We start from the raw sequence: 14,335 nt of genomic DNA on the forward strand, positions 1-14,335 counted from the left end.
AAACTATTCTACGGCTTCTACTCCTTCCTCCGTTTGTTCTACTTTCTGAATAGTACCATCTTCGTTATAATACATATAATCTACGGTTATTGAACGTCGATAGCTTCCTCCGGTTGGCAATACCCCGTTATGGTAAAAGAAATAATCTTTTCCTTTGTACTCGATAATACCGGGATGAATGGTAAAACTATTGGGAGCGCTGTCCGCAAGTATTCCACGGTATTCCCAGGGACCTTCGGGACTATCAGAGGTAGCGTATTCAACTCTTTCGCGTTCTTCTCCCTTGCTCGCATAAACTAAATAATACAGGCCCTTTCTTTTGTAAACCCAGGGACCTTCTATAAAATTCTTTGGATTATAATATTGGATCTCCCCATCTAATTCGGTCATATTATCTTTCAATTTCACCATTTTGAGACTACCATTGCCCCAGTACATATATGCCTGCCCATCATTATCTACAAAAACCGAAGGATCAATATCATCCCACCCGTGAGGATTATCGGTGGTCATTTCATTATAGATTAAAGCTTCTCCTTTTGCATCCTTAAATGGCCCTAAGGGTGAATCTGCAACCGCTACTCCTATTGCAGCACCTCCATCGCTCCTGTCATCATCTTTATGAAATGTAGAGACATAGAAATAAAATTTACCGTCTCTTTCTGCAACCTCAGCGGCATAAGCATCCCCGGTTGCCCAGGAGAAATCTTTTGGCGAGAGTTTTGGTCCGTGATTTTTCCAATTCTTCATATCAGTTGAAGAAAAAACCAGCCAATCCTTCATTTCATAGTTGGTGGAAGATACCGAAGCTGTATCGTGGCTGGTGTACAAATAAACCGTGTCGTCATAAACCAGCGGTGCCGGATCTGCGGTAAAAACATCTGTAATAATAGGGTTTTGAGCTTTTGTAAGCTGTGGTGCAAGCATTACCCCTAATCCTACCAATACGAGCATTTTAATTTTTAGTTTCATAATTTTATTATTTATCGGTTATAGTCATTTTGTAATATTTAATGTATACTGTTCTCCTTCAGAAGTTTTTAAATCGTATTCATAACCCTTCTGAATTTCAACCGGGTTTAAATCAGATTCTTCTGAAATAAGCGGGTTGCTTTCATCCAGGTGGGTTTGGTAGATCTCTGCTGATTCCTTTTTTTCTATTGCTGAAAGATATTCTGCCGCTTTAACTTCTTCATCAATACTTAGATCTTTATAGTTTTTAAAATTTGAAGCGATGGAAATATATAGTGTAGCACTATTGGCATCCTGAATTTTAAGAGATTTATTTTCTGAAGTAATTTTTCCGCCTTCAGTCTGAATTTTAGTGATCGCCAGGAATTCAACTTTACCTTCTATTCCTTCAAGATCGCTGGTTTTACCCTGTAGTTTTAATGTCCCATTTTCAGCTGAAACTTCAGCATCTCCTGGGCGGTCCATCGTAGCTGTAAAATTTAAAGCTCCGGGTTTATCTGCTGTAATTTGTACCACGATCACCTGATCGGGATGGGATGCGAAAACTTTAGTTTCATAGCTAACACCTCCAACTGTATAGCGGGTTGTGGTAACCGCAGTTTCCAAATCCAGTTCCCGGTAATATTCAGTATAATTTTGGTGATTCGGAAAAGATAGTTTCAGGTTCCCTGCGGTTTGATAAGGCATTCCGTGGGAAGTTTTGCTTATGAAATGCTGATTGACAAGCTCCTTTGCTTCTGCGCTTTTTCCTTCAAACAGAAGTTTCTGCACTTCGGGTAAATAGGTTTTGGCTTCGGGATAGTCATTCCGGTTAGGCTGTCCTGCCCAGATCGTATTTTCATTTAATTGAATGATCTCTTCCTGTGGATCTCCATAAACCATTGCACCAAGGCGTCCGTTTCCTAGGGGAAGTGCCTCTACCCATTTTTCAGCAGGCTTATTATACCAGAGTTTTAATTGGGAATTTTGACTCCAGGATTGAAAAGGTGAGATCAAAAACAGCATTCCCAGAATTACAGAAAACCCATAATTGAAAATATAACTTTTTGAAATTTTAATCTTACCAATGCTCATCCCTTCTATTTTTCAAATAGCACCCAGTCTACTTCAACTCCGGCACCACTTTTAAGTTGCACGATAAGATCCTGAACAGCTGTTGCTTCAGATTTTACAGGAGCCGAGAAAACATCCCATTCTCCGCCTTTTTGGATGGTTACTTCAACAACATCCTCATCGTTCTCACCTGTCAGTTTCAGCACTACAGTACCGCCGGTTAAAGATCTTGCTCTTATTTTGGCAATTTTCGGCCTTTCTGTCCCAAAATCGACCTTATTATATCTTACCCAGGCATCAGGTTTATTTAAAACCACTTTCCAACCCTGGAAGGGATCAAGCCTGTCTAAAAAAACTGAAGCAGCGCCATAGTTGCTCTTTGCGCTATAGCGGTCTACCTGGATTTCAGAAGTACTAGAAGTAATTCCAACTCCCCGTTTAGTTGGAGTCACTTTCCTTATGTTACCATTCTCTTCAAAGAACAAACTATCGGCACGAATGGAGCGGTTCTTATCAAAATCGGGGGAAAGATCATTATCGTGATAAAATAAGTACCACTGATCTTTATAATTTACGATGGAATGATGATTGGTCCAGGTACCCGAAGCCGATTCATCCATAATAACCCCCTGATGGGTAAAAGGCCCCATTGGATTATCTGAAGTTCCATATTCCAGCCTTTCGGTATTATTGGGAACGTGGGGATAGGTCATATAGAAAGTCCCGTTTCTTTTGAAAACAAAAGGTCCTTCAATATGCCCTTTTTGAGGGATCTCCTCGAAAGTCTTTATTTCTGAATCCAGCTCCAGCATATTATCCTTCAGTTTTGCACCATAAATTTTTCCACGGGACCAGTACAAATAAGCCTGCCCGTCTTTATCAATAAAAACATTGGGATCTATGCCTTCCACACCTTCAATGTGGTTTGGCTGTGGCTTATAAGGTCCTTCAGGTTTGTCGGCAATGGCTACCCCGATGGAAAAACCTTTTTCCCCGTCTCCGGCGTCTTTGAGTCTGGTGGGAAAATAGAAGTAAAATTTGCCATTTTTGGATACTGCATCAGGCGCCCACATACTGTAAGCCTTAGGATCTGCCCATGGCACATCTTTTTGATCCAGAATTTTCCCGTGATCTGTCCAATTGGTAAGATTTTCCGAAGAAAACACATGGTAATCGGCCATATTGAACCATTCGGCACGGCCTTCGCCTTCCGGCGGCACAATATCGTGGGAAGGAAATACATAGAGTTTTCCGTTAAATACCCTTGCCGTAGGATCTGCTGTGAACTGATCCATAATCAGCGGATTCTGTGCAAAAGCATTTACTGATAGGAAAAATATAATCAGACTAAGAGATATCGTTTTCGGGATATTTAAATTTTTCATTTTAATTATTTTTTTCAGCTTCAATTTTAAAGTAATCGAAATCTACGTGACCCCCAGATTCTTTGGTAGCGTAGTTGAACAACGCAAACCTGTACCCCATAAAGTGCGGAAGCGTGTAGGACATTTTAAGTTCGTTGCCTATAGCTTTCCAGTTTTCACCATCAAGACTAAAGTAAAATTCTGCTGTATCTTTCCTGTCTTGAAAATCACCAACAGCCTTAAGGTAAAGCTCCTCCTGATTCAAAGGAATACTTTCCACCTCAACGGGTTCTTCGGAAGCTCCATTGACCATAATAATGTGCTTCTTATTATTTAGCATTTTAGCTCCTACAAATCCAAAATTATTCTGAAGCAATCCAAGTCCAGCATAATCCCCGTCCTTCATTCCTGAAAGATCAACTTTTGTAATTGCAGAACTTTTGGGACCAATGGTTCTTTGGGTTAAAGTGTTTCGGGTATCTAAAAATGAAGAATCTACCCTGTCGGTAGTCAATCTAAGATAGCCTTCGCGGTCTTCTACCGTCCAGAATTCCGGCTGCGGATTGTGGTTCCATTGCCAGACCAAAGGCAAATTTCGATCACCGGAATTTCTATTGAAATCATCTGAAGCAACAATCCCCGGAATTAATCCTTCACTTGCGGGTAGATCCAAAGTCTCAGGTACCTTGCCATTTTTGCCTAATATCGGCCAGCCATATTTCCATTCCACCGGAACCAGATATGGAATACGCCCTACTGCGCCATAATCCCGGAATAAATAAGCATACCAATCCCCTTTAGGTGTGTCAAGTAGACCGCCCTGTGCCACCCCTTTATCCTGAAAAGCGAGCTTTCCTTCGTAAGGTCCAGTAATTTTATCGGCCCGGTGAATAATAACTGTTCTCATCCCGTCTCTCGGCCAGGCGATATTAAATAAATAATACTTTTCGTTAACTTTAAATATTTGAGATCCTTCGGCATGTAGGATATAGTCAGAACCAATCGGTTTAGTAGCATTTTCAATTATAACCCGCTCTGTACCTTCTTTTACTCCTGAAAGATCCTCTTTAAGCTCTACTATATTCAATTTTCCGCCACCCCAAATGAGGTAAGTTTTCCCGTCTTCATCAAAAAATAAGGTGTTATCGTGAAAAGAGGGTGCAAAAGAAATTTCTTCCCAGCTACCATTTTCAATATCATTTGTTTTAAAAATATGCGTTTTTCCTGTAGTGCTTGCAAAAGTTGAAACGTAAAAAGTTTCGTTGTGGTAACGTAAACTACTCGCCCAGGATCCGGCACCATACGCATTTTCTCCATTTTCTAACTCAAGCGCATTCTCATCTCCCAGAGTATCGTAAGCATAATTAATTATCTCCCAATTCACCAAATCGGTAGATTTCATTATTGGTACCCCCGGACTCATATGCATCGTGGTACTGCTCATATAATAGTTTTCACCTACTCGAATAATAGAGATATCGGGAACATCGGCGTGGATTATGGGATTTTGAGCCTGCTCTTGTGCAACAATTGGATTTCCCAGAAGCAGACTTAAAATTATAAGGACTACATGTACTTTATTCATTTCGATTCTAATTAATCCTAAAAAACCAACTAAACAGCCATTCAATTTGTAATTATAAAGCCACCCTGAGGTTGAATTGTTACTTCAAATTTTCCCTTTTTTGATTTTATTTCTTTCTTTTCAGATTTCCCTTTTCTATTGTCATTAATAATACCGAATTTATTTCCTTCAAGTTCCGGAAGGGAAAAGCTCACTTTCTTTGCTTCTTTTGAAGCATTGATCCCGGCTACATACCACTGCTCCTTATGTCTCCTTGCTATTACGCTGTATTCGCCCGGATAACCATCAATAAAGATAGTTTCATCCCAGTTGGTAGGAACATTTTTCATAAATTCTACGGCAAATTCAGGAGCATCTTTAAGGTTATTCGGTGTTAAAGCGAAAAACTGAACCGGCGTCTGGAATAAAACAGCAGTTGCCAGCTGAAAAGCATCAGAAGTTTTTCTTACATTTCCACCGTCATTGGTTCGATTATACCTTTCGTTGAGAACGGTACCTCCAAAATCCATACTTCCCACGGTATTTCTTATAAATGGATGAATTGCAGCACTTCGGGCTTCCTGGTCGTTTGCATACTGACTGAACATCAGGTTTTCTGAAGCAAGAACCGCTTCAGTACTTATAAAATTAGGGTACAGAATTTCCCATCCTCTGGGTAAAGTAGCGCCGTGAAAGATCATCATCAATCCGTGGTCATTGGCATCGGACATAATATCCTCATAAAGCTGAATGGTCTCCTGCTTATCACCACCCATAAAATCAACTTTTAAACCTTTTACGCCATTCTCCTGCAACCACTTCATTTCCTGTTTACGGGTAATTGCCCTGTGCATTTTATGCCTTGGCGTCATAGGCGCGTCATTCGCTACGCCATTGGAATTATACCATAAAAAGACATCAACGTTTTTACTGTTGGCGTATTCAATTAACTCCTCCATCCTGTCGTACCCGATTTTCTGGTCCCAAAGAGCATCTATAAGAATGTATTCATAACCCATTTCTGCAGCAAAATCGATGTAGGTCACCTGATCGTCATAATTCATACTTGCATCCTGCCACATAATCCAGCTCCATACGCCGCGTCCGAATTTATAATCCTGAGATGCTTCATAAAGCGGCTCCACCACATCAAAAGGAATGGTGGTTTCTACAATGGGCTTTAAACTTTCTCCAATCGTAATAGTTCGCCAGGGCGTACTGAATGGAAGGGAAATGGCCGCACCTGTACTTCCAAAATTATTATTTTCGGTACTATCGGGAAAAGCGATCGTGTATTCCCCTTCAGCATTGGGGTCGCTGAGATGAGCACCCACATAAGTTCCGTCCACTCCTGTTTCGGAAAGCAGGATCCAATGATCTTCAGTTTTAAATAAACCTGGAAATGTATAGCCCATATTATGAGCTGAAGCTGCGGTGATCTCCTGATCTAAATAATAACCCTCTTCGTAACTGGGCTTGGTACGCTGGAAACCAACCATAGATTTGGACTGAGGCGTAAGAAAGCTTTTTGCTGTATTTGGGAAATTGAATCCGGTAAATTCTTTCGTCACCACGTGAGCTATGGTGTCGCTGTATTTATGGAGATGGTATCTAATAGCAATATCATTATTACTTACCCGGAAAATTACATCCATTTTTCGCCCTTTTTGAGTGGTAAAAGTGGCGGTTAGTTCCTGTGCATTGTAATTTATTTCTGAATCTTTCAGCTTTTGGGATTCATAATTCTTTTCTATAGAATTAGTCTTACTTCCTTCAAAGTTCAAAGCGTCGGAATAATCCGAAATATTAGTTTTAAGGCCCAGCCGGGATTTTTCCAAAACCACTTCATTATTATAAAGCACGGTATATGTGGGTATTCCTGATTCTATGTATACATCTAATTTTAAGGCATCATTAGGACTCTTAACAGTCGCTTCCTGTGCCATTACAAATGGAAAAACGCCCATTAGGCAGATAACAAAAAAAAAGTTCTTCATTTCTAAATTAAATTTTGTAGGGTTATTTTGTTGAAGCCAGTTTTACAAGGGCATTCACAACAGGTTTTGGATTATTCTCACGATCAAATAATAATGGATAATCGGTTCTGCCTCTAACCGGCCAATTGTTCTTCCAGGAATTACCATCGTTTACCCCCCAAAGCGCAACTCTGGTAATTTTATCCTCATGTTTTAGAAAAAGTTTAAAAAACTCTACATATCTATTAACAAATTGCTGCTCAACATTGCCGGGCAAACCATCAGGAAAGGGATTCATTTCATCTTCATACTCGTAACTGTCTGAAATCTCTGCCCCGGCATCCCCCCAAGGTGATGGTAAAACGCTCAGGTCCAATTCTGTGATCATTACCTTTCCCAGCTTCCCGTAATCTTCTATGCTTTTTTCAAATTCCCTGATATCAGGATTATTGAGCCCTATATGACCCTGCATTCCTATCCCGTGAACAGTAACACCTTCACTTTGGAGCTTCTTTACCATTCTAACTACTCCGGCACGTTTTCCAGGAATTGCCATAGAGTAATCATTATAATAAAGCTCCGCGTCGGGGTCGGCTTCGTGGGCAAATTCAAAAGCCAGCTTTATAAAATCTTCACCTAAAATCTCGAAAAACTTACTTTTTCGGTAACTGCCATCGTCTTCAATAGCCTCATTTACGACATCCCAGGAATGAATTCTGCCTTTATAACGTCCAACTACCGTATGGATATGATCTTTCATTCTTTGAGTTAGCACTTCCTTGGAAACCGTATTTCCATCCTCACCTTTAAAGAACCAGTCAGGTGCCTGGGAATGCCATATTAAAGTGTGCCCATGGATGTGCATATTATTTTCTTCACCGATCTTCACAAATTCATCGGCAAGTTCAAAATTGAATTCCCCTTCATTAGGCTGAATTCTTGCACTTTTCATAATGTTCTCGGCAACAATGGAATTGAAATTTTCTGTGGCAACCTTAAGTTCTTCAGGCTGTCTCCCCCTAATTTGCCAGGCATTTAAAGTAGTCCCAATCAAAAATTTATCTTTATAAGCTTCCTTCAAGCTTATTCCTTTCCTGATTACTGTAGAGTCTAACCCCCCGGCTTCATTATTTGCCATTATAAGACTGCAGCTTAAGAAGAAAAGCAGAGTAAGTAGTTTATTTATTTTCATAGCTGTATTTTTCAAGACCTGTATCCAACATAACTTTATTATTATAATATTCAGAAATTTGGCAATCTACTAAAATGTCTTCCAGATCCCCCGGGCAAATCGGTTAAATTTAATGAAGGAATTGTTTTATTAAAGAACTTCCAATCCGCAAAGAATAACAGAGATCTACCGTGATCTTAAAATATAAATAGTATAATCCTAAAATAGTACTAAAGAATAAAGCTTTTCATTTGCTTATTTAAGCAAATTTAAACTGTTGATTCTTCGTGAAGAAGAGAAGTCTGCAATTTACAAGAAGCAACATCACAATCTATTTCGTTTTCAATCCTATTTATGAGGGTTTTTATAGCCAGGACCCCCTGCTCAGCAGGTTTCTGATCAATAGCAATGAAAGATGGAAAGTAATTTTCTTCAATTAAACCAGTAGAAAATCCAGTAATAGAAATATCCTTTGGTAAATTATATTTCCACTTCTGTAAATTTTTAATTAATTGAATAGCAGTTAATTCATCAGAAATTAAAATTCCATCAATTTCATTTGATTTAAGACTTAACTTAAAATCCTCAAGAAAAACCTTTGTATTACGGTACTCTAAACAAGAAGACTTGCCATTTAAATTTAAAACTGCACTTATATATCCATTTTTCCGCTGTTCATTACTACCTGTTTCTGTTGACCCTGAAATGTAAAGAATTCTTTTTCTACCGGACATAAATAGTTCCTGTGTAGCTTTATAAGTTTCCCCAAAATCATCAATATCAATTTTATCACAAGTGATATTATCAATCGTTCTACCGAACAGAACCATTGGCAGTTTTAATTGCTTCAATTTATTTAAATGAGTAATATTAGCCGAAACCTGTGTCTCATAGGCAGGAGATATAACAACCCCATCTACCTGTCTCTGGATAAGAAAATCAATATTCTCTCTTTCTTTCTTTACCGATTCATCAGAAATACATGCTACTATTCTAAAATCGTTCTTATTAGCTTCATTAATCATGCTTTCAAGTGCCTGAGAAAAAAAACTTATTTGCATAGTGGGAATAATAACTCCTATTGTTTTCCTTTTCTTAATTTTTGGTTTTGGCGTATAATGATTTGGAACATAATTGTAAAAAGCTGCAACTTTTTTTACTCTTTCCTTTGTTTCAGAACTTATTTCGCTACTATTACTTAAAGATTTCGATATAGTAGCTGGAGATAATCCTAATAATTCTGAAAGGGCTTTTAATGTTATTTTTTCTCTCATAATTTTTAATTGTTCGTAATAATTATCCCTTTTTAATCAATTAAAAAAGCGGAATGTGTTTCTGAAATCTATTTTTTAAAGTAACAGGTTGCCACATCATAACTGAATAAGATTATATACATCGTAATATGATTGATGTCAGAACCAGTAAATTCCACTTAACTTTTCCTAACTAAAACACATAAATAGCTTATTATATCTTCCTCTTATTTCTATGACAAAAACAACCTGTTTTGCAAGTTCTTCTTAATTTAATTTATATTTTTATTCAGTAAAGCTGAATTCTTAGACTTAAGAAAACTTTTTGAAACACCCATGCACGAATGTACTTCAATCATTGATACTGTGGAGGTTGAACTGTTACAATTTCTTTCTGCTATGTTACATTTTGAGGAAAAATGATCCGCAGGTTAAAAAAATGTATGATATCAATTTTATTCAGAAACTTTATTCATCCTGAAATTTTTTGAAATATAAAAGCACTTTATTTCCTGCAGCGACGATAATTCATCAGATAATGATCAGGACAAAGATTATGTTATACTTAATGATCAGGAAATACAGGAATATCTGTCCATAAATAATCTTCAGGCAGAGAAGAGTGATTCCGGACTTTATTATATTATTGAAGATGAAGGTACTGGAGAGCAACCAACAGCAACAGATGATGTTCGTGTGGCCTATAAAGGATATTTTATTAATGGTGAGATATTTGACCAAAGACCTGATTAAGGAATTGTTTTCAACCTACAGCAAGTAATCAAAGGCTGGACAGAGGGAATTACTTATTTTAAAGAAGGTGGAAGTGGAATGCTCCTCATACCCTCCCATCTTGCTTATGGTTTTCAGGATTACAGGGGCATTCCAGGAGGCTCAGTATTAATTTTCGAAATTGATCTTATCGAGGTAGTAGATTAATATTAAACTGGATCCGCAAACCAAAATTTACAGGCCGATAATTGCCTTTTTCAAGTTGCCATAAAGGTCTATATCTTCTCCTAAAAAAACCTCTCGATTGACTTAAGATGCTAAAACGAATGTCCCATAACCTAAAAATTAACATGAAACTTTCTTAAAAAATTAGAATAAATCCAAGATATTGCCAACGTATGCCGGAAAAGGTTAATAGGACAACAGACCATAAACATTAAACTAAAAAACAGTTTAAGAAACCTGCTTTTTAAGTTTATCAATTTCTTTAGTCAGATCTTCTTCAAAATGGGCAGGGCGTACCACCTCGTTCCAGGATATATTTCTTGCCAGCTCAATTTCAGTGCCGGCGATCTCTTCGAGTAATTTTTCATTATTGCGTATATAAGCTTCCAGCCTTTGTGTGATTTCCTTTATCTCAGCAATAGATTGTGCTCTTTCTTCGTTGGAATTGGTCTTTTTCCCCATTGCCCTGGTTTTCTTAAATTCATCAAGTAGATTCTCCAACCAGACGGTAGCCTGTTCTATTTCATTTTTCTTCATAACATTATTATTTTCTGCTATTATAAGGTTTGTAAGAACAGGACTTTCACAAGGTGCAGATAAAATTTCCCTAAATAGTTTTAATTTCGGTTTAAACACTTATGATTGTCCCTATTAAAGGTGTATGGATTATGAATTAGAGTATTAAGTTTTTTAAATAAATTCCAAATTAAAAACATAAAACCCTTTTATTGCTGATAATTGCCATTTTTGAAGCTCCTTACTAATATTAAAGCCTTAATATCAGTTAAATGCCAGTCAGGTTTTTCAAAAAAAAAACCGAAAAATTTCTTTTTCAAACTGGCATGAGCAAAAAATTACATATCCTGCCCCACAACGTCTTTCCAGTTAAATCCTTCGCTTCTCAACAACCTTTCTAAAATACGTCTGCGCTCTATTAATTCTTCTGAATTTTTACCATTCAGGATATATGGTAAATCAGCTGAATTTACTGAGTCTCCCACCCGGGGCAGACTCCGGGAAAAATTGGTATCCATATTCTTCAGAAAGCTCGTTACAGAAGAACGCAGAGGTTCTAATTCTGCCAATAGATTCTCATCCTTTTCAGAATTAAGTAGAATACTTATTGCTTCATCTAACCTCGTTATATTAATGGAGAAACTATCTGTTTTATCCTTTTCAGTATAAAAATGGATAACAGGATAGGAATTATGATTTACAGAGTGTTTACTTACCATCTCCTGTAAATTTAAAAATTTCTGGTAGCTAAAATATGGATCGACTGCGCGAAATTTCTCTGCAATGCGTTGCGGGGTATTTCCTAAACTATAAATTCCTTTAGAGAGCGATCTTTTGTTCACCAAAGAAGAGGAAACAGAGAGAAAATAAGTCATTGAACTGGTGAAGAAAATAAAACCGAAAAATGAGAAGCAGCTGGTCAAAATTTCAAAAAATGCGGTGGTAGGCTTAAAATTCCCCATACCGAGCGTAGATAAAGTGTACCCGGTAAAATAAAGGCGCTCCCAGTTATTCGCAACCCTACCACTACTATTCGTTAATCCTTCCGGGTTAGAGGAATAAATCAGATGCAATCCGCCCCAGATTAATAACAGCCAGGTAGAAAGGATCATGAGATTAACAAATAATCCCTGGTAATTGTAAGCATTTCTTCCGGTAAGCTGTACAACAACCTGGATTACTTTATCTGAAAATATAGAAACAATTTCAGCAATAAAACCAGCGCCACTTCCTGACAGAGTAGTATAGAAAAAATCATGAATCGCCAGTAATAAAATAAGGCTCCCACAGATTAGTAAAATTTCGGACATCTGATTTCTCCTTTAGGGTTAACAGCTATAGAACTTAAGGAGACTTGGCAGGAGTGGCAAGTTTTTAAGTTAAAAATAACAACCTTAAACCCTAAGCGAACCACGGAAACCTCTGGCTGCATAATAAGATTCCGCTCCGTTGTAGGACATAAAAACCTGATCATAACGACGATCACAACTTTCAGCCGAGAAGTCGTAAAAAATATATTCGCCCGATTTCTTATCCTCACCAACAACATCGGGTTTCCCACCAGACTGCTCCATTTGATAAAGCAAGTTCAGCTTTTCATTATTTCCCTGCAGCTTTTTCTCGATTTGGGACCAATTAAGACCCTCATGGCGGTGCATATTTCTATTAAAACTAAAGTGTAAAACGCTGATGCCTTCTTCCTGTTCTTCTGCTGATAATGCCAGTTCTTCTTAAGTTGATTTAGGGACGATAATTGACATTTCGGAGCATTCATTTTAAAACTGAAACAGGAAGCAGGAGGCTACAGTGAGCCCGTGAGCAAATCACCACATTTAAAAAAAGTTCAGAGTTTTGAGTTCAGAGTTGACTCCGCTCAATATTATATATTTGGTACAAAGAATGCTACAGCCAGCCCATTAGCAAATCTTCAAATCAGCACTTTCATCTAGGAAAAAGATTTACAGGCCGATAATTGACATTTTGGAGCTGTCGCTTTGTACTATTCAAATATAAAAAATGAAATAAATTCGCTGAAGCCAGCCCACACTTCGACAGGCTCTGTGTGACATTCGGTACAAAGAATGCTACAGCCAGCCCATTAGCAAATCTTCAAATCAGCACTTTCATCTAAGGAAAAAGATTTACAGGCCGATAATTGACATTTTGGAGCTGTCGCTTTGTATTTAACTCGAATAAAATAGTAGCAAATCTTCAAATCAGCACATTTTCAAATCTGTACGTTACTGCTGATAAGCCATTACCCTTTCCTTCTTCTCAACCTTTACCTGACTTTTCTTCGTTTTAAATGTTCTTCCGTACCACAACAAGAATCCGGTTACAGGTAAAGAGGCACAGAATAAACTAATAAAAAATGCCAGTACCTTGCCGGGTATACCTCCAATGGCACCTACATGAATGTCATAATTCATTCGCAGTACTGTTTCAGAAAATCCTGCTTCTTCATATACCCCATAAATACTTTCTGAAGGGACTTCTGCTAAATTATTTTGATCATAGAACCTGTAATCGGAGTCATAGTAGATTCCGTCACTATTGCTTACCTCTACATAAATACTGTAGTTTTCATCATAGGGATAATGGATCTCATAATCTTTTGCATCTGGAAATCTTTCCTGTAACATAGGCATTAATTCCCTGATGGGTTCTTCTCCCTCCTTTGTGGTTAAAGCTCCCGAATTGTTAAGCGGAACAGAAAACTCTATGCCTTTTTCCCCTCCAATAGCTTTATAAAAGCCAGCACTAAAGGCGTCAAAGGTCATAATTAAACCGGTAAGGATAAAGAATACCGCAATAAAACTCGCGTAAAAACCAACTATCTGGTGAAGGTCATAATTCTTTCTTTTCCATTTAGTACCGGGATTCCAGCGGAACCAGGTTCTTTGTCCTCTCACCTTTTTATTTTTGGGCCACCACAAAATTATACCCGAAATAATCATTAAAAAGAAAATAACGGTACTCCAAGCTACGATTTCGCTGCCGATCACTGGCGGTAACCAGAGGTGCATATGGCCATCCAGAATAAAATGAAAGAAACCTGTAAGATGATTTTCAATATGAAGTACTTCTCCATCCCAGGGATTTAAAAAAACCGAACTGTAGAATTCTTCCGGTTCCTCTTCATAAAAGATTACCTGAATAGGATTTGCTCCTCCTTCATAAAGCGTTCCGTGAACATGTTTTCCGGGGAAGACAGTCTGAGCCATATTCTTAGCTTCAAGAGGGTCAATTTTTTCCGCGTTTTGAGGTTCTACCTGCGGCACACCTGAGGTAAGTTCGTTAATCTCTTCCTGAAAAACCCAAAGGCACCCGGTAAGTGACACAATAAGAACTACCAGGCCTGTAGCTAAGCCCAGATAAAGATGAATTTTCCTGATCCACTTCTTTGTAGTAGTTGTACTCTTACTTTTTCCCATGTTGTCCGGTGACTTATCAATAGATTAAAGACTTTACATCCCTCATTGTCTCTATACTAATTTTGAAACATAAGC

General features: G+C 38.0%; 13 protein-coding genes. 2 read left to right on the top strand and 11 right to left on the bottom strand.

Annotated elements, in window-relative coordinates; all coding sequences use genetic code 11:
• Nucleotides 1–3 precede the first annotated feature (3 nt).
• From RM549_RS03240 to RM549_RS03270, 7 genes are all read right to left on the bottom strand, one after another.
• A complete protein-coding gene (locus RM549_RS03240) occupies nucleotides 4–972 on the bottom strand; it encodes a glycoside hydrolase family 43 protein (protein ID WP_311681066.1) in 969 nt (322 codons plus the stop codon).
• Nucleotides 973–996: 24 nt separating this feature from the next.
• Nucleotides 997–2,046, bottom strand: a complete 1,050-nt coding sequence (locus RM549_RS03245) for a glycoside hydrolase family 95 protein (RefSeq protein ID WP_311681067.1) — start codon at nucleotides 2,044–2,046, stop codon at nucleotides 997–999.
• Nucleotides 2,047–2,051: 5 nt separating this feature from the next.
• Nucleotides 2,052–3,410 (bottom strand): family 43 glycosylhydrolase, encoded by a 1,359-nt coding sequence (locus RM549_RS03250; protein ID WP_311681068.1) that lies wholly within the window; start codon nucleotides 3,408–3,410, stop codon nucleotides 2,052–2,054.
• Between the two features lies 1 nt (nucleotide 3,411).
• On the bottom strand, nucleotides 3,412–4,974 hold the full coding sequence (locus RM549_RS03255) for a glycoside hydrolase family 43 protein (protein ID WP_311681069.1): 1,563 nt from the start codon (nucleotides 4,972–4,974) through the stop codon (nucleotides 3,412–3,414).
• Between the two features lie 41 nt (nucleotides 4,975–5,015).
• Nucleotides 5,016–6,950: a glycoside hydrolase family 97 protein gene (locus tag RM549_RS03260; RefSeq protein ID WP_311681074.1), complete on the bottom strand. Its 1,935-nt coding sequence runs from the start codon at nucleotides 6,948–6,950 to the stop codon at nucleotides 5,016–5,018.
• Nucleotides 6,951–6,972: 22 nt separating this feature from the next.
• Nucleotides 6,973–8,121, bottom strand: a complete 1,149-nt coding sequence (locus RM549_RS03265) for an endo-1,4-beta-xylanase (RefSeq protein ID WP_311681082.1) — start codon at nucleotides 8,119–8,121, stop codon at nucleotides 6,973–6,975.
• A gap of 248 nt (nucleotides 8,122–8,369) precedes the next feature.
• Nucleotides 8,370–9,374, bottom strand: coding sequence for a LacI family DNA-binding transcriptional regulator (locus RM549_RS03270; protein WP_311681090.1), 1,005 nt, complete (start codon nucleotides 9,372–9,374; stop codon nucleotides 8,370–8,372).
• A gap of 631 nt (nucleotides 9,375–10,005) precedes the next feature.
• Here RM549_RS03270 and RM549_RS03275 point away from each other — a divergent pair.
• Complete coding sequence (locus RM549_RS03275) at nucleotides 10,006–10,134, top strand: hypothetical protein (protein WP_311681098.1); 129 nt, start codon at nucleotides 10,006–10,008, stop codon at nucleotides 10,132–10,134.
• 20 nt (nucleotides 10,135–10,154) lie between these two features.
• Nucleotides 10,155–10,292 carry an FKBP-type peptidyl-prolyl cis-trans isomerase gene (locus RM549_RS03280; RefSeq protein WP_349254673.1) on the top strand — a complete coding sequence of 46 codons (138 nt, stop codon included), beginning with the start codon at nucleotides 10,155–10,157 and terminating at the stop codon, nucleotides 10,290–10,292.
• A 246-nt stretch (nucleotides 10,293–10,538) separates the two neighbouring features.
• On the opposite strand, the gene RM549_RS03285 is transcribed toward RM549_RS03280, so the two are convergent.
• The 4 genes from RM549_RS03285 to RM549_RS03300 all read right to left on the bottom strand — a co-directional run bounded on the left by RM549_RS03285 (nucleotide 10,539) and on the right by RM549_RS03300 (nucleotide 14,260).
• Nucleotides 10,539–10,847: a hypothetical protein gene (locus RM549_RS03285; RefSeq protein ID WP_311681112.1), complete on the bottom strand. Its 309-nt coding sequence runs from the start codon at nucleotides 10,845–10,847 to the stop codon at nucleotides 10,539–10,541.
• A gap of 317 nt (nucleotides 10,848–11,164) precedes the next feature.
• Nucleotides 11,165–12,136 carry an ion channel gene (locus RM549_RS03290; protein WP_311681120.1) on the bottom strand — a complete coding sequence of 324 codons (972 nt, stop codon included), beginning with the start codon at nucleotides 12,134–12,136 and terminating at the stop codon, nucleotides 11,165–11,167.
• A gap of 84 nt (nucleotides 12,137–12,220) precedes the next feature.
• Nucleotides 12,221–12,550: a DUF4256 domain-containing protein gene (locus RM549_RS03295; RefSeq protein ID WP_311681654.1), complete on the bottom strand. Its 330-nt coding sequence runs from the start codon at nucleotides 12,548–12,550 to the stop codon at nucleotides 12,221–12,223.
• A gap of 516 nt (nucleotides 12,551–13,066) precedes the next feature.
• The gene (locus RM549_RS03300; RefSeq protein WP_311681126.1) at nucleotides 13,067–14,260 is read right to left on the bottom strand and encodes a PepSY-associated TM helix domain-containing protein; all 1,194 of its coding nucleotides are present in this window, start codon (nucleotides 14,258–14,260) and stop codon (nucleotides 13,067–13,069) included.
• Between the last annotated feature and the right edge of the window lie 75 nt (nucleotides 14,261–14,335).

Origin of the sequence: Autumnicola patrickiae (assembly GCF_031846525.1) — a bacterium.
Lineage (GTDB): Bacteria > Bacteroidota > Bacteroidia > Flavobacteriales > Flavobacteriaceae > Autumnicola > Autumnicola patrickiae.